Raw genomic sequence first — 13,795 nt, forward strand, 5'->3', positions numbered from 1 at the left:
GGGCCCTCCGCGTGCCGGGGTCGTACGCGGAGAACGGCCGATCAGGCGACGTCACCGCCCACGCCCGACCGTCCGGCCGGGATCCCCACCAGCACCACGGACAACTCGTCTCGGGTGCCCTCGCCGAGGACACCCACGGTCCGGTCGGTCAGTGCCGCGACGAGCCGCGCGGGGGTGTCCCCGGCGCGGGTGAAGGCGCCGTCCCGCATCGTCAGGGTGACGATCGGGGCGGGCGCCGCGCCGGGCACCCCGCCCCGGCCTCGGCGCTCACGCGGCAGGCCGAGGAGGTCCACGGACGCCCGGCTGCGCCCCCAGTCGCCGAAGACGTCGGCGACCCCTTCGGTCAGGGCCTGGATGAGCTTCGTCTCCACCTGGCCGTCGAGGAGTTCCTCGGCGATCTGTACGTTGAGGTGCGGCACGGGAAATCTCCGTTCGACGAGCCGGTCGGCTAGGACCGGCGAGCGGAATTACCTTTGCATGCAAAGCATCTTTGAAGGTAAAGCTAAATGGAGTGAGGGGCGATGTCAACGGAGCGCCGTGCGCAGGGCCAAGCAGCAGCCGAAGGGCCCGGGCCCGACGTCGATGCCGCCGTCCGGGCACTGCTGCTGCTCATGCCCCGCATGGTCGGCCGGGTCAAGCGACTGACGGTGCCGGAGGAACTCCAGTCACTCGCGCTGGCGCCCCGGCACCTGTCGCTACTGTCGTACCTGCTCTTCGACGGCCCGATGACCGTCAACGACCTGGCCGCCCGGCTGGAAGTGGCGCCGACGACGGTGAGCCTGATGATCGGCGAGCTCAGCCGGAAGGGGATCCTGGAGCGCCGCGAGGACCCGTCCGACCGCCGCCGGCGCATCGTCAGCATCAGCGACGCCAAGCGCCCGGCCATCGACAGCTGGCTGGCCGGCGGAGCTACCGCCTGGCGCCGCGCCCTGGCGCCGCTGACACCGGATCAGCGGCAGCTGTTCATCGACACGCTGCGCGCCTACGAGGAGGCTGCGAGCCCCGGCCTGGAGGGCCAGGGCCCACCCGACCATGATCCACCGGACAGGCCCTGAGGCCCACTCCGATCTACCGGACAGGCCCTTGAGCCCCACCCCCTGAAACGGCTACTACCGGGAGAACCACACCTCGTCGCGGCTGTAGGCGCCATCCTCGGTGCGGCGGACGCGGAAGTAGGAGACCGTGGGCTCCTCGCCGGTGTAGACGAACCGCCCGACCACCAGCGCCCCGAGAGCGCTCCAGCTGCGCTCGCGCGGCTCCTCGTCGAGGTCGAAGCCCGCTCCCGCCGCGGTCTCGCGGTCGACGCCTATGGCGCGCAGGATCTCCCCCGGATCGCCGGCATACGTCCACGCGTCATCGCCATCGCAGTCCCAGCCGCCGACGAACAACTGCTCGCCGCTGGGCAGGACCACATGGTCCTCCAGGTAGGAGTTTCCGTAGTCGAGTTCGACCGACCCGACGATCCGGGCCTCCGGGTACCGTTCGCGCTGCCGCGCTATCTCCTCCTCCATCGCCGGGCTGAGCATGTCGCTGCCCAGCGCCGGGTCGAGGAAGCAGACAACGTTGCCCCAGCAGCCGACCGCGACGCAGTCGAGGTCGGCACGCACCTCCGGCGCCGGTATGTCGTCGACGGGGCGGTCCGGAAGCTGCTCCAGCACCTCGGCGACGGTGCTCAGCTCCTCGACGAACCGGCGGGCGCGCACCGGGTCGTGCGGAGCCCGGACCGCGGCGCCGGCGCCCGGGGTGGGGAACGGCGGGAAAATCAAGGTCAGGTCGATCTCGGCGCCGCGCCAGAGCTTCACCTCCTCGTTCGGGTCGGACTCCTCATCGGACTCCTCATCAGACCCCTCATCAGACCCCTCAGCAGACTCCTCATTCAGGTCGATACCGTCTTCGTGGACATCTGCGTCAGCCATGTCTGCACCGTAACTGCCGCTACTGACAACGCGGTTCGAGGACCGAGGCGCCTCGTAGGAGCGCGGCGTCAGCGACCCAGCCGCCGGAAGCGGCGCACCGCCAAGAAGCTGCGTACGCGGCCATCGCCGCCCGGGCGCCCGGAGCCCCGGCCGCGTCCCCGAATGGGCGCACCGCGACCGGCCGCCGCACGGGACGCACCGCGACGAGACGTGACGAAACGGGCCGGATGTGCCTCCATGGAGGCATGCGGACTCCTCCCAGCCCCGGCCTCGCCCCCTTCGAGCGGCAGGGAACGATCCTGCTGACCACCTACAAGAAGGACGGCACCGGCGTCGACACCCCGGTCAACCTCGCGGTGGACGGCGACCACGCCTACTTCCGCACCTTCGGCAGCGCCTGGAAGGTCAAACGGATGCGGAACTTCCCCGAGGTGGAGTTCTGCGCCTCGACCTGGCGCGGGAGGCCCACCGGCCCCACCGTCCGGGCCCGGGCCCGGCTGCTCGACCCGACCACCCGCGAATACCGGCGCGCCGAACGGTCGTTGACGCGGAAGTACCCGCTCATCCACGGGCTGGTGGTGCCGCTCGTCCACCGACTGCGGCGCGAGCGCACGCTCCACTACGAGCTACGGCCGGTAGAGGACGCGCCAGAGGTGTAGCCGGGGCGGCGGGCCCCCGGGCCGACAGCCCAACAGACCGACCGACGGACCGACAGTCCGACGGGCCAACAGCCCGCCAGCCCCACAGCCCGACGAGGACCCTAGCGGCGGCCCCGCCGCAGCAGGCTCCGGATGGCCAGTACCAGCGCCGTCGCCCCCGCCAGCACCAGCGCCCCCTTGCCGTAGCTGGGCGCCGGGTCGCCGGACCGCTCGCCCGGCCGCCCGTCCGCGCCGTCCCCACCGGACACGTCCCCGTGAGCCGCGCCGCCGTCCCGCCGGGCCCTGTCCGGGAGTTGCTCCCCGCTGAGCGCCACCGGCTCGACCTGGCTGCCGCGCCCCTCCGACCCGTACATCAGCGTGCGGCCGTCGGGGGTGAAGCTGACCGACTCGCCCTGCCGTTGCAGCGGCACCGCCGCCCCGCCGAGGTCGTCCGGGCGGCCGTCCCGCCAGCGGTACATCCGCGCCCCGAAGTAGCCGCGCAGCACCAGCCGGGTGCCGTCCGGGGAGAACGCGCCGTCGGTCACCCACAGGTCCACCAGGGCGACCTTGCGGAAGGTGTTGCTCCCGGAGGTGGACAACCGGGCCGGGCCCTCGTAGAGCGCGGCCCCGCCACCCTGCTTCTTGCTGGCGAGGTAGACCCGGCCGGTCTTCGGGTGCACCATCAACGCCTCCGCGTCCCGCGGCCCGTCCGCGTACCGGACGGTGAACTGCTCGGCGGTGACGGTGACGTCGCGCAGCTGCTTCGGCTCGGGGAAGCGGTAGATCCAGACGTGGTCCCAGCTGCCGCCGAGGTTGTCGCCGATGTCGCCAACGTAGACCTGGCCGTCCTGGCCGTCCGGGCCGACCGAGATCGCCTCGACGTCGCGCGGCGCCCCGATGCCGCGCAGGGTGACGGTGGCGACCGTCCGGCCGGTGGCGGCGTCGACGGCGTAGACGTAGGGGCCGTCGTCGCTGTCGTTGTGCGTCCAGTAGATGCCGGGATGGGCTCGACTGGCGGCCAGGCCGCTGGACTCGGTGATCCGGGGGTCGGTGAGGGTGAAGCCGTCGGGCTCCGCGGCCGCGGCCGGCCCGCCCGTCGCGGTCAGCAGCGCTAGCGCCGCGGCCGCCACCCCCGCCGCGCAGGGGAGCGGACGTCGCGGGCTCCGGGGGCGGCGCACGGCGGCATACATGGGGCACAGCCTGCCATGGCGCCCGGTCGCCCGGGGCGGCGTGGCCAGCGTCACGTACCCGGCGGTAGCGTTCTCGGCCATCATGGCCAGATGAGGATCATGTGCGTCGGGGACTCCATGACGATCGGCAGCTCCGGCGACTTCACGTGGCGCTACCGGATGTGGCAGCACCTCAACGCGACGTACGCCGGCCCGTACCGCATCGTCGGACCGCGCCGCACGCTCCACGACCCGGCCACCGGCGCCGCGGACTCCCCCGCGTACGCCGACCCGGCCTTCCCCGAGAAGGCGCAGTGCCACCTCGCCGGCTGGGGCGAGGGCTGGCTGCACATGGCGCCGCTGATCGAGGACGCGGTGCGGGAGCACCGGGCCGACACCCTGCTGGTGTCGCTGGGGCTGATCGACCTCGGGTTCTACACCGACCCGGAGCAGACGGCGGAGAACGTGCGGCGCTTCGTGGACCGCGCCCGGGCGGCCCGACCGCACATCCGGGCGGTGCTGATGCCGGTGATACCCAATGTGCGGACGCTGATGGACCCGGACTTCGGCGACCAGTGCACGCGCTTCAACGAGCTGCTGGCGAAGGCGGTGGCCGACCTCGACACGCCCGGCTCGCCGCTGCTGCTGGCCTCCGAACCGGAGGACTGGGAGATCGACACGGCCACCTACGACGGCACCCATCCGTCGGTGCTGGGCGAGCACCTGCTGGCCGGCGCGTTCGCCGATGCGATGCACCAGGCGTGGGACGTCGGCGACCGCTACGCCCCCTGACCGCTTGCTTCGAGCGGGCTCCAAGGGCTTGGCTGGACGACCATGAAGTACACGCAGCTGGGACGCACCGGACTCAAGGTCAGTCGCCTCGTCCTCGGGACGATGAACTTCGGGCCGCAGACCGACGAGGCGGGCAGCCACCGCATCATGGACGCCGCGCTGGACGCGGGCATCAACTTCTTCGACACCGCCAACGCCTACGGCTGGGGCGTGAACAAGGGCCGCACCGAGGAGATCATCGGCTCGTGGTTCGCCCGCGGCGGCGGCCGGCGGGACAAGACCGTGCTGGCCACCAAGGTGTACGCCAACATGGGGCCGGACGGCGAGCCGGTCTGGCCCAACCACGACAAGCTCTCCGCGCTCAACATCCGTCGGGCGGTGGACGCCAGCCTGACCCGCCTGGGCACCGACCACATCGACCTGTACCAGTTCCACCACGTCGACCGGGACACACCCTGGGACGAGATCTGGCAGGCCGTCGACGTCCTCGTCCAGCAGGGGAAGATCCTCTACGCGGGCTCCTCCAACCACGCCGGCTGGCACCTCGCGCAGGCCAACGAGACGGCCGCGCGCCGGGGTTCGTACGGCCTGGTCAGCGAGCAGTGCCTGTACAACCTCGCGGAGCGGCGGGCCGAGATGGAGGTCATCCCGGCCGCCCGGGGCTACGGGCTGGGCGTGATCCCCTGGTCGCCGCTGCACGGCGGGCTGCTGGGCGGGATGATCAAGAAGGGGGTCGAGGGCGGGCGCCGGGCGTCCGGCCGGGCCGCGGACGCCCTCGCCGACCCCGCCGTCCGGGCGCAGATCCAGTCCTACGAGGACCTGGTCGACAAGCACGGCCTGGAGCCGGGCGAGGTGGCCCTGGCGTGGCTGCTCGGCCGGCCCGGGGTGACCGGCCCGATCGTGGGTCCGCGCACCGCCGACCAGCTCGCCTCGGCGCTGCGTGCGGTGGAGCTGGAGCTGTCGGCGGAGCTGCTGACGGGTCTGGACGAGGTCTTCCCGGGGCCGGGGCCGTCGCCGGAGGCGTTCGCCTGGTGAGCCCGGGAGCCCGGCGCGCCCGGTGAGCCCGGTGAGCCGGCTGCTGCCCGGCTGATCGGCGGCCCGCGCCCCGGCGGGCGGCTCGGGTCAGCGCAGCGCCGCCGCCACGATGACGACGATCAGCAGCACGGCGAACAGACCGGACATGATCCGGTTACGGGTTTTGGGATCCACCCTTTGAGCGTAACCGGGGCCGAACCGGACCCTTCGCCGACCCGGGTGTTCGGCTCAGCCGCCCAGCGGCCACCGCGCCACCGGCTCGTAGTGCGGCTGGCTGCCGGGGACGCCGGGCGCGGGCGGGTGGCTGCGCACCAGGGCGATCTCCTCGACCGTCCAGGGGCTGCCCTCGAAGTCGGCCAGGGCCGCGGCGTACGGGACGAGGTCGAGGCCGCCGGTGCGGTTCCGGGCGAGGGTGAGGTGCGGGGTGTACGGGCGGTGGTCGCCCATCCGCAGGCCCGCCCGGCGGCCGGCCGCCTCGGTGGCGTCCGCGAGGTGGCGCATGGCGGGCCGGTCGCCGTCCGCCCCGGCCCACACCACCCGGTCGCCGAACCGGCCGCCGCCGGCGATCCGCAGGTCGTAGGGGGCGTGCCGGTGGGCGGCGCGGGCCAGTCGCTCGTGCAGCTCGGGGAGGACGTCCTCGGGCACCTCGCCGTAGAAGGCGAGGGTGAAGTGCCAGCTGTCGTGACCGGTCCAGCGCAGCCGGTCGGCGTCCGGGAGCTTCTTCAACTGGCCTACTTCCGAGGCCAGTTGGCCGAGGGAGTGGGCCGGGGGCAGCACGGCGGCGAAGAGTCTCATGGGGCCAGTGTTGCCCCACGATCGCCGCCGTGCCCGGCAGACGGCTACGCCGCCGGCGCCAACTCCTTCTCCGCCGCCTCGCCGGCGGCGCCCATCCGCGGGACGAACGCCACGTGCGGGTGCCCGCGCCGCAGATCGATCTTGAGGCGGAGTCCGCCGGACCGGGCCAGGGCCAGGCCGACCAGGGCCGCGGCCGCCATGGAGATCACCCCGCCGGCGAGGAAGCCGACCTGGGGGCCGTAGGCGTCGGTGACCCAGCCGAGCAGCGGCGCGCCCAGCGGCGTACCGCCCATGAAGACCATCATGAACAGGCTCATCACCCGGCCGCGCATCGCCGGGTCGGTGGCCATCTGGACGCTGGAGTTGGCGGTGACGTTGATCGTCAGGCCGACCAGGCCGATCGGGGCGAGCAGCGCTGCGAAGACCCAGAACCCGGGCGCCAGGGCCGCGACGCACTCCAGCAGGCCGAAGACCAGCGCCGCGCCGACCAGCATCCGCAGCCGGGAGCTGGCCCGGCGGGCCGCGAGCAGCGCACCGATCAGCGAACCGGCCGCCATCAGGCCGTTGAACAGCGCGTACGTGCCGGCTCCGGCGTGGAAGACCTTGTAGGTGAAGGCGGTCAGCCAGATCGGGAAGTTGAAGCCGAAGGTCCCGATGAAGCCGACCAGGACGATGGGCCAGATCAGTTCGGGGTGCTGGCGGACGTAGTCCAGGCCCTCCCGCAGCTGCCCCTTGCTGCGCGGGATCCGGTCCACCTTGTGGAGTTCGGCGGTGCGCATCATCAACAGGCCGGTGAGCGGGGCGAGGAACGACAGGCCGTTGAAGAGGAACGCCCAGCCGCTGCCGAAGGCGGTGATCAGGACACCGGCGACGGCCGGGCCGATCAGCCGGGCGGACTGGAAGTTGGCGGAGTTCAGGCTGACCGCGTTGCGCAGGTCGCGCTGGCCGACCATTTCGGAGACGAACGCCTGCCGGGCCGGGTTGTCGACGACCGTGACCAGGCCGAGGAGGAAGGCGCCCGCGTAGACGTGCCAGACCTGGACCTGGCCGCTGAGCGTGAGGCCGGCCAGCGCCAGACCGGTCAGGCCCATCGCGGCCTGGGTGCACAGCAGCAGCTTGCGCTTGGCGAAGCGGTCGGTGAGGACGCCGCCGTAGAGGCCGAAGAGGAGCATCGGCAGGAACTGGAGCGCGGTGGTGATGCCGACCGCGCCGGACGAGCCGGTGAGGCTGAGCACCAGCCAGTCCTGGGCGATGCGCTGCATCCAGGTGCCGGTGTTGGAGACCACCTGACCGGTGGCGAAGAGGCGGTAGTTGCGTATGCGGAGGGAGCTGAACATGCCCGTGCGCGGTGTGGCGGCGTGGCCGGCGGTGGTGCCGGCGGTGGCAGTCGCGGCGGTGGCCGGTCCTGCGGCGATACCGGGGGCCTCGGTGGGGCCCGGGGTGGTCGCGGTCGCGTCGTCGGTGACCGTGTCGTCGTGGGAGTTCGGTGCGGGGGCGGAGTGTGCTCCGGATCCCGTACTCAAAGTGGGTTCGCCTCCTTGGACCATGGCTCTACAGCTGTGCGAGTTTCTCCAGTACGGGCGCGGCGTCCCGCACCTTGGCCCACTCGTCCTCGTCCAGCCCTGAGGCCAGCTCGGCGAGCCACGCATTGCGCTTGCGGCGGCTCTCTTCGAGCATCGCCTCGGCCTGTTCGGTCTGGGTGACCACCTTCTGGCGGCGGTCGTCGGGGTGGGCCTCCAGCCGGACCAGCCCCTTGGCCTCCAGCATCGCCACGATGCGGGTCATCGACGGCGGCTGGACGTGCTCCTTGCGGGCCAGCTCGCCGGGCGTGGCCCGGCCGCACCGGGCGAGGGTGCCGAGCACCGACATCTCGGTGGGGCTGAGCGACTCGTCGACCCGCTGGTGCTTCAGGCGGCGCGAGAGGCGCATCACGGCGGACCGCAGGGAATTCACGGCGTCAACGTCGACACCGTTGGACAGTTCCGGCATAGTCTTTAGCATAGCTCATTAGCCTTTCTAAGGAAAGCGGCGGCACCCGGGTCCGTTCCGCGTCACCCGGGCATCACCCGTATGAGTGAGGACGTCGCGGAAAGCGACACACCTGACCGCACCGTGCGGGGACCGTGTCGGTATGGGATCGAGAGTGCTCAGCCTGCGCGTCGACGGGGAGCTGCTGGAGCGCCTTCGGCAGCATGCCGCAAAACGCGGAATGAGCGTCCAGGACTATGTCGTCCGGACGCTCATCCGCGAGGACTTCGATGAACGGTTGTCGAGCTCGGTCGACGAGACCGAGCGGCTGCACGGCTGGGGGCCGGCCGGCTCCCAGACCCTCGTGACGGGTCCGACCGGACCGCCGCCTACCTGACCCCGAGCACCTGCTCGATCGGGTTGAGCAGGAAGTAGACGAGGAAGCAGGCCCCGACCGCGTTCAGCAGCCACGGGATCTCCTTGAAGCGGCCGGTCGCCGCCCGCAGCAGGATGAAGGCCAGCACGCCGATGCCGATGCCGTTGGTGATGCTGTAGGTGAACGGCATCGAGACGACGGTCAGGAACGCCGGGATGCCGACGGTGAAGTCACCCCAGTCGATGCCCCGGACGTTCGAGGCCATGATCAGGAAGCCGACGACCAGCAGCGCGGGCGTGGCGGCCTGCGAGGGGACGACGGTGGCCAGCGGCGTGAAGATCAGCGCCAGCAGGAAGAGCCCGCCGGTGACCAGGTTCGCCAGGCCCGTGCGGGCCCCCTCGCCGACGCCGGCGGTGGACTCCACGAAGCAGGTGTTGGCGGAGGCCGAGCCGAAGCCGCCGGCGGCGACCGCGATGCCGTCGACCATCAGGATCCGCCCCATGTTCGGCAGGTTGCCGGTCTCGTTGTCCAGCAGCCCGGCCTCCTCGCCGACGCCGATGATGGTGCCCATCGCGTCGAAGAAGCCGGACAGCAGGACGGTGAAGACGAACAGGCAGCCGGTCAGCACGCCGACTTCCTTGAAGCCTCCGAAGAGGCTGATGTGCCCGATGAGTCCGAAGTCGGGCGCGCCGACGATCTTGTCCGGGACGTTCGGGACGGCCAGCCCCCACGACGCGTCCGGGATGGTCGCCACCGCGTTGATGATGATCGCGACGACGGCCATGGTGACCATGCCGATCAGGATCGCGCCCTTGGTCTTGCGGACGGTCAGCACGAACATCAGCGCCAGACCGAGGACGAACACCAGCACCGGCCAGCCCTTGAGCTGACCGCCCTGGCCCAGGCTCAGCGGGACGGTGGTGTGCGCGGCGTCCGGGTTGCGGGACACGAAGCCCGCGTCGACCAGGCCGACCAGCGAGATGAACAGGCCGATGCCGATCGCGATGGCCCGCCGCAGCCCGCCCGGGATCGCGTCCATCACCCGCTGCCGCAGCCCGGAGGCGACCAGGATCATCAGCACCAGACCGGCGAGCACCACCATGCCCATCGCGTCCGGCCAGCTCATCTTGGGGGCGAGCTGGAGCGAGACCACGGCGTTGATGCCCAGGCCGGCGGCGACGGCGATCGGGACGTTGCCCATCACGCCCATCAGGACCGTGCCCAGACCGGCCATCAGGGCGGTGGCGGTGACCAGCTGGCCGTTGTCCAAATGGTGGCCGTATTTGTCGACACCGGCACCGAGGATGATCGGGTTCAGCACCACGATGTAGGCCATCGCGAAGAACGTGGCCAGTCCGCCGCGCAGTTCGCGGCTGACCGTCGAGCCCCGCTCGGAGATCTTGAAGAAGCGGTCGAGACCGTTCTTGGGCGGCTGTGGGCCAGGACTCTTCAGGGCGTCGACCGGCGAGGGGGTCGAGGGCGACATGCGGGACCTCAGTCGTACGGGCCGGAGCAGGCGCGACGGCCTTGGGGTCTGCCCCAAGGCCGGGACGCGCACAGGCGGCGGGACAGCAACCAATGGACGGGAACAGTGTGGAGGGATCAGATTGGAGGAATCAACGATCCGAACCAGTCAGTTCCGGAAAGGTTCAGTATGAATAAACAATTCGTTGATCGCTATCTCCGCGCGTAGACCCCTCGGGCGCCTACGAGAAGGGCTCGGGCCGGCGCCGCCCCCGGCCCCGTAAGCTGACCCCCATGTGGAAGAAGTCCGAACTACGCGAGGCCCCGGCGCCCCTCGAAGGTCCCGTCGTCGGCACGATCACCGGCGGCACCATCATCTGGTTCGTGCTCTTCCTCGCCCAGCTGCCCTTCTACGGCTGGTACGCCGACCACCGCCACACCTGGTTCCTGTGGACCTGCCTGGCCGGCGGCGGGCTCGGCCTGCTGGGCGTCTGGTACGTGCGCAAGCGGGACGCCGCGATCAAGCGGGCGGCGGCCACCGCCGCCCCGGACGCCGCCTGACACTCCCCCGTCCCCACCGGGCCGGCACCCCGCCCGGCCCGCCACCGGACGCCGCCCGGCCGCCCGGGGTTGCCGCGTAACCGGACAGAACCCCCACACCACCCCTGTCGACCGCCAGCGGGTGAAGCGGTCATTACGCCCGTAACGTCTAGGGCATGACGGACCCGGCGCAGACCGAAGTCGAGGAACCGGAGCCCGGCGGCGGCCGGCCCGCCACCGGGAACGGCCGGGAGGTGGCCCGGGGCGGACTGACCACCGCCGAGGTCGCCGAACGGGTCGCCAGGGGCGAGGTCAACGACGTCCCGGTGCGGTCCTCCCGCTCCACCGCGGACATCGTCCGGGGCAACGTCTTCACCCGGTTCAACGCCATCATCGGCGTCCTCTTCGTGATCATCCTGATCGTCGGCCCGATCCAGGACGGCCTGTTCGGCTTCGTCATCGTCGCCAACACCGGCATCGGCATCCTCCAGGAGCTGCGCGCCAAGAAGACCCTGGACAGCCTGGCCCTGATCGGCGAGGCCCGGCCGACCGTCCGCCGCGACGGATCCGCCGTCGCGGTCCTCACCTCCGAGGTGGTCCTCGACGACGTCATCGAACTCGGCCCCGGCGACAAGGTCATCGTCGACGGCGAGGTGCTGGAGAGCGACGGCCTGGAGATCGACGAGTCGCTGCTGACCGGCGAGGCCGACCCGGTGGTGAAGAAGCCCGGCGACCCGGCGATGTCCGGCAGCTTCGTCGTCGCGGGCAACGGCGCGTTCACCGCGACCAAGGTGGGCCGGGCGGCGTACGCGGCGCAGCTCGCCGAGGAGGCCAGCCGCTTCACCCTGGTCCACTCCGAACTGCGCACCGGCATCAGCCGGATCCTCAAGTACGTGACCTGGATGATGATCCCGACCGCGCTCGGCCTGATCCTCAGCCACCTGCTGACCTTGGGCCTGCCCGCCGACTCCGCGATCCGCCGGATGGTCGCCGGGATCGTGCCGATGATCCCCGAGGGGCTGGTGCTGCTGACCTCGGTCGCCTTCGCCATCGGCGTCGTCCGGCTCGGCCGCAGACAGTGCCTGGTGCAGGAGCTGCCGGCCATCGAGGGCCTGGCCCGGGTCGACGTGGTCTGCCTGGACAAGACCGGCACCCTCACCGAGGGCGGGATGGACGTCAGCGAGCTGCGGACGCTGGGCGACGGTGACCTGCGGCCGCAGGGCGACAGTGACCCGCGGTCGCAAAGCGACAGTGCTGTGCGGTCGCAAAGCGACCGCGAACCGGCCCGCGTGCAGCAGGTGCTCGGCGCCTTCGGGGCGTCCGACCCGCGCCCCAACGCCTCCCTCCAGGCCATCGTCGACGCCTACCCGGCCCCGGACTCCTGGCGGTGCACCGGCACCCTCCCGTTCTCCTCCGCCCGCAAGTACAGCGGCGCCGCCTTCGAGGAGCCCGGCGGAGAGCCCTCCTCCTGGCTGCTCGGCGCGCCGGACGTGCTGCTGACCGGCGACGACCCGCTGCTGCCGGAGATCGACCGGCTCAACGCCCAGGGCCTGCGCGTGCTGCTGCTGGCCCGCGTCGACCGGCCCCTGGACCACCCCGACGTCGCACGCGAGGTCCGGCCCGTCGCCCTGGTCGTCCTGGAGCAGCGGCTCCGCCCGGACGCCCCCGACACCCTGCGCTACTTCGCCGAGCAGGGCGTGCAGGCCAAGGTGATCTCCGGTGACAACGCGGTGTCGGTGGGGGCGGTCGCCGGCAAGCTGGGGCTGCCCGGCGCCGACTCCCCCGTGGACGCCCGGCACCTGCCGCACGACGACCCCGAGGCGATGGCCCGGGCCGTGGAGGAGGGCGCCGTCTTCGGCCGGGTCACGCCCCAGCAGAAGCGGGACATGGTCAGCGCGCTCCAGGCGCGTGGCCACCACGTCGCGATGACCGGCGACGGCGTCAACGACGTACTGGCCCTCAAGGACGCCGACATCGGCGTAGCCATGGGGTCCGGCTCCGAGGCGACCCGCGCGGTCGCCCAGATCGTCCTCCTCGACAACAGCTTCGCGACCCTGCCGTCGGTGGTGGCCGAGGGCCGCCGGGTGATCGGCAACATCACCCGGGTCGCCACCCTCTTCCTCACCAAGACCGTCTACTCGGTGCTGCTCGCCGTCCTGGTGGCCTGCTGCCAGATCCCCTACCCGTACCTGCCACGGCACCTGACGCTGCTGTCCACGCTCACCATCGGCGTCCCCGCCTTCTTCCTCGCGCTGGCGCCCAACAAGGAGCGGGCCCGCCCGCACTTCGTCCGCCGGGTGATGCGCTACGCCGTCCCCTCCGGCCTCATCACCGGCCTCGCGGCGTTCGCCACCTACCTGCTGGCCCGCGTCTACTACACCGGCCCGGACGCCCTCAGCGCGCAGACCAGCGCCGCCACCCTGACCCTCTTCCTCACCGCCCTGTACGTCCTGGCGATCATCGCCCGCCCGTACACCTGGTGGCGGATCGGTCTGGTCCTCCTCATGGGGCTGGGCTTCCTGATCGTCCTGGTGACGCCGTGGCTCCAGCGCTTCTTCGACCTGCGGCTGGTGGGGACGACGATGCCGTGGACGGCGGTGGCGATCGCGGCGGTGGCGGCGCTGCTGCTGGAGGTGGCCTGGCGGTGGGTGGGGCGGCGCTTCCCGGCGTGACGCCCGCGCCGAGCGGGCGCGCGAAGGCCCCGACTCTGCGGGAGAGCCGAGGCCGGGCGGGACGGCCGGGGCTCCCCCGCTGACACACCGCGGGAGCCCCGGGACGCGTCAGGGACGTCCCGGGGCTCCCGGTGGTTTACGGCCGTGCGGCGACGGCCGTGGCGGACCGCTCGGCTCAGAAGCCGACCGTACGGACCGTCACCAGACCGCCGAGCGGGCCGCCGGGCACCGAGGGGGCGAGGGACTCGGCGCCGCCGAGGACGTCGCCGACGTGCACCATGGCACCGTGGCCGGCGATCTCGCCGCCGAAGGTGGCGAGGCCGCCGGAAATCGCGTCCAGCTCGCCGTCGGAAATCTCGGTGGCGTTCTCAGGGGTGAAGCCGTTACGCATGGCGTGCATTTCCCTTCACGATTGCGGATTTCTTGACAG

General features: G+C 71.8%; 15 protein-coding genes. 7 read left to right on the plus strand and 8 right to left on the minus strand.

Translation table 11 applies throughout. The features are described from left to right. Positions 1 to 41 precede the first annotated feature (41 nt). The gene (locus tag ACFVT2_RS19955; RefSeq protein WP_390019446.1) at positions 42 to 419 is read right to left on the minus strand and encodes a hypothetical protein; all 378 of its coding nucleotides are present in this window, start codon (positions 417 to 419) and stop codon (positions 42 to 44) included. A gap of 102 nt (positions 420 to 521) precedes the next feature. Here ACFVT2_RS19955 and ACFVT2_RS19960 point away from each other — a divergent pair, with 102 nt between their 5' ends. Next, complete coding sequence (locus ACFVT2_RS19960; RefSeq protein ID WP_390019449.1) at positions 522 to 1,055, plus strand: MarR family winged helix-turn-helix transcriptional regulator; 534 nt, start codon at positions 522 to 524, stop codon at positions 1,053 to 1,055. Positions 1,056 to 1,109: 54 nt separating this feature from the next. On the opposite strand, the gene ACFVT2_RS19965 is transcribed toward ACFVT2_RS19960, so the two are convergent. Further along, positions 1,110 to 1,916 carry a DUF6333 family protein gene (locus ACFVT2_RS19965; RefSeq protein ID WP_390019452.1) on the minus strand — a complete coding sequence of 269 codons (807 nt, stop codon included), beginning with the start codon at positions 1,914 to 1,916 and terminating at the stop codon, positions 1,110 to 1,112. Between the two features lie 245 nt (positions 1,917 to 2,161). On the opposite strand from ACFVT2_RS19965, the gene ACFVT2_RS19970 reads away from it, so the two are divergent. Then, positions 2,162 to 2,575 (plus strand): PPOX class F420-dependent oxidoreductase, encoded by a 414-nt coding sequence (locus ACFVT2_RS19970; RefSeq protein WP_390019454.1) that lies wholly within the window; start codon positions 2,162 to 2,164, stop codon positions 2,573 to 2,575. A 101-nt stretch (positions 2,576 to 2,676) separates the two neighbouring features. Here the strand turns inward: ACFVT2_RS19970 and ACFVT2_RS19975 are convergent, their stop codons facing one another. Further along, a complete protein-coding gene (locus ACFVT2_RS19975; RefSeq protein ID WP_390019457.1) occupies positions 2,677 to 3,744 on the minus strand; it encodes a hypothetical protein in 1,068 nt (355 codons plus the stop codon). 99 nt (positions 3,745 to 3,843) lie between these two features. Here ACFVT2_RS19975 and ACFVT2_RS19980 point away from each other — a divergent pair, with 99 nt between their 5' ends. Further along, entirely contained in the window at positions 3,844 to 4,515 is a 672-nt protein-coding gene (locus ACFVT2_RS19980; protein WP_390019677.1) for a GDSL-type esterase/lipase family protein, read from the plus strand. Positions 4,516 to 4,557: 42 nt separating this feature from the next. Then, the gene (locus ACFVT2_RS19985) at positions 4,558 to 5,550 is read left to right on the plus strand and encodes an aldo/keto reductase (RefSeq protein WP_390019459.1); all 993 of its coding nucleotides are present in this window, start codon (positions 4,558 to 4,560) and stop codon (positions 5,548 to 5,550) included. 228 nt (positions 5,551 to 5,778) lie between these two features. Here ACFVT2_RS19985 and thpR read toward each other — a convergent pair whose 3' ends face one another. From thpR to ACFVT2_RS20000, 3 genes are read right to left on the minus strand one after another with little or no spacing between them, the layout of a single operon-like run. Continuing rightward, complete coding sequence (gene thpR, locus ACFVT2_RS19990; RefSeq protein WP_390019462.1) at positions 5,779 to 6,345, minus strand: RNA 2',3'-cyclic phosphodiesterase; 567 nt, start codon at positions 6,343 to 6,345, stop codon at positions 5,779 to 5,781. Positions 6,346 to 6,389: 44 nt separating this feature from the next. Further along, positions 6,390 to 7,868 (minus strand): MFS transporter, encoded by a 1,479-nt coding sequence (locus ACFVT2_RS19995; RefSeq protein ID WP_390019465.1) that lies wholly within the window; start codon positions 7,866 to 7,868, stop codon positions 6,390 to 6,392. Between the two features lie 28 nt (positions 7,869 to 7,896). After that, complete coding sequence (locus ACFVT2_RS20000) at positions 7,897 to 8,334, minus strand: MarR family winged helix-turn-helix transcriptional regulator (RefSeq protein WP_100606736.1); 438 nt, start codon at positions 8,332 to 8,334, stop codon at positions 7,897 to 7,899. A gap of 142 nt (positions 8,335 to 8,476) precedes the next feature. On the opposite strand from ACFVT2_RS20000, the gene ACFVT2_RS20005 reads away from it, so the two are divergent. Further along, a complete protein-coding gene (locus ACFVT2_RS20005) occupies positions 8,477 to 8,710 on the plus strand; it encodes a hypothetical protein (RefSeq protein ID WP_390019468.1) in 234 nt (77 codons plus the stop codon). Here ACFVT2_RS20005 and ACFVT2_RS20010 read toward each other — a convergent pair. Further along, positions 8,703 to 10,175: an NCS2 family permease gene (locus tag ACFVT2_RS20010; RefSeq protein WP_390019470.1), complete on the minus strand. Its 1,473-nt coding sequence runs from the start codon at positions 10,173 to 10,175 to the stop codon at positions 8,703 to 8,705. The two genes, ACFVT2_RS20005 and ACFVT2_RS20010, sit on opposite strands and share 8 nt — an antisense overlap. Positions 10,176 to 10,447: 272 nt before the next feature. Between ACFVT2_RS20010 and ACFVT2_RS20015 the strand changes: the two genes are divergently transcribed. Continuing rightward, complete coding sequence (locus ACFVT2_RS20015) at positions 10,448 to 10,714, plus strand: DUF2530 domain-containing protein (protein WP_390019472.1); 267 nt, start codon at positions 10,448 to 10,450, stop codon at positions 10,712 to 10,714. A 155-nt stretch (positions 10,715 to 10,869) separates the two neighbouring features. After that, a complete protein-coding gene (locus ACFVT2_RS20020) occupies positions 10,870 to 13,365 on the plus strand; it encodes an HAD-IC family P-type ATPase (protein WP_390019475.1) in 2,496 nt (831 codons plus the stop codon). Between the two features lie 175 nt (positions 13,366 to 13,540). On the opposite strand, the gene ACFVT2_RS20025 is transcribed toward ACFVT2_RS20020, so the two are convergent. Then, the gene (locus ACFVT2_RS20025; protein ID WP_390019478.1) at positions 13,541 to 13,765 is read right to left on the minus strand and encodes a hypothetical protein; all 225 of its coding nucleotides are present in this window, start codon (positions 13,763 to 13,765) and stop codon (positions 13,541 to 13,543) included. Between the last annotated feature and the right edge of the window lie 30 nt (positions 13,766 to 13,795).

The organism is Streptomyces sp. NPDC058000, assembly GCF_042886435.1.
Taxonomy (GTDB): Bacteria; Actinomycetota; Actinomycetes; order Streptomycetales; family Streptomycetaceae; genus Streptomyces.

What these genes read in the sequence shown, in the direction of transcription:
- ACFVT2_RS19960 (WP_390019449.1), top strand. Translation starts at nt 522, where the DNA reads ATGTCAACGGAGCGCCGTGCGCAGGGCCAAGCAGCAGCCGAAGGGCCC.
- ACFVT2_RS19965 (WP_390019452.1), bottom strand. Translation starts at nt 1,916, where the DNA reads ATGGCTGACGCAGATGTCCACGAAGACGGTATCGACCTGAATGAGGAG.
- ACFVT2_RS19970 (WP_390019454.1), top strand. Translation starts at nt 2,162, where the DNA reads ATGCGGACTCCTCCCAGCCCCGGCCTCGCCCCCTTCGAGCGGCAGGGA.
- ACFVT2_RS19975 (WP_390019457.1), bottom strand. Translation starts at nt 3,744, where the DNA reads ATGTATGCCGCCGTGCGCCGCCCCCGGAGCCCGCGACGTCCGCTCCCC.
- ACFVT2_RS19980 (WP_390019677.1), top strand. Translation starts at nt 3,844, where the DNA reads ATGTGCGTCGGGGACTCCATGACGATCGGCAGCTCCGGCGACTTCACG.
- ACFVT2_RS19985 (WP_390019459.1), top strand. Translation starts at nt 4,558, where the DNA reads ATGAAGTACACGCAGCTGGGACGCACCGGACTCAAGGTCAGTCGCCTC.
- thpR (WP_390019462.1), bottom strand. Translation starts at nt 6,345, where the DNA reads ATGAGACTCTTCGCCGCCGTGCTGCCCCCGGCCCACTCCCTCGGCCAA.
- ACFVT2_RS20000 (WP_100606736.1), bottom strand. Translation starts at nt 8,334, where the DNA reads ATGCCGGAACTGTCCAACGGTGTCGACGTTGACGCCGTGAATTCCCTG.
- ACFVT2_RS20005 (WP_390019468.1), top strand. Translation starts at nt 8,477, where the DNA reads ATGGGATCGAGAGTGCTCAGCCTGCGCGTCGACGGGGAGCTGCTGGAG.
- ACFVT2_RS20010 (WP_390019470.1), bottom strand. Translation starts at nt 10,175, where the DNA reads ATGTCGCCCTCGACCCCCTCGCCGGTCGACGCCCTGAAGAGTCCTGGC.
- ACFVT2_RS20015 (WP_390019472.1), top strand. Translation starts at nt 10,448, where the DNA reads ATGTGGAAGAAGTCCGAACTACGCGAGGCCCCGGCGCCCCTCGAAGGT.
- ACFVT2_RS20020 (WP_390019475.1), top strand. Translation starts at nt 10,870, where the DNA reads ATGACGGACCCGGCGCAGACCGAAGTCGAGGAACCGGAGCCCGGCGGC.
- ACFVT2_RS20025 (WP_390019478.1), bottom strand. Translation starts at nt 13,765, where the DNA reads ATGCACGCCATGCGTAACGGCTTCACCCCTGAGAACGCCACCGAGATT.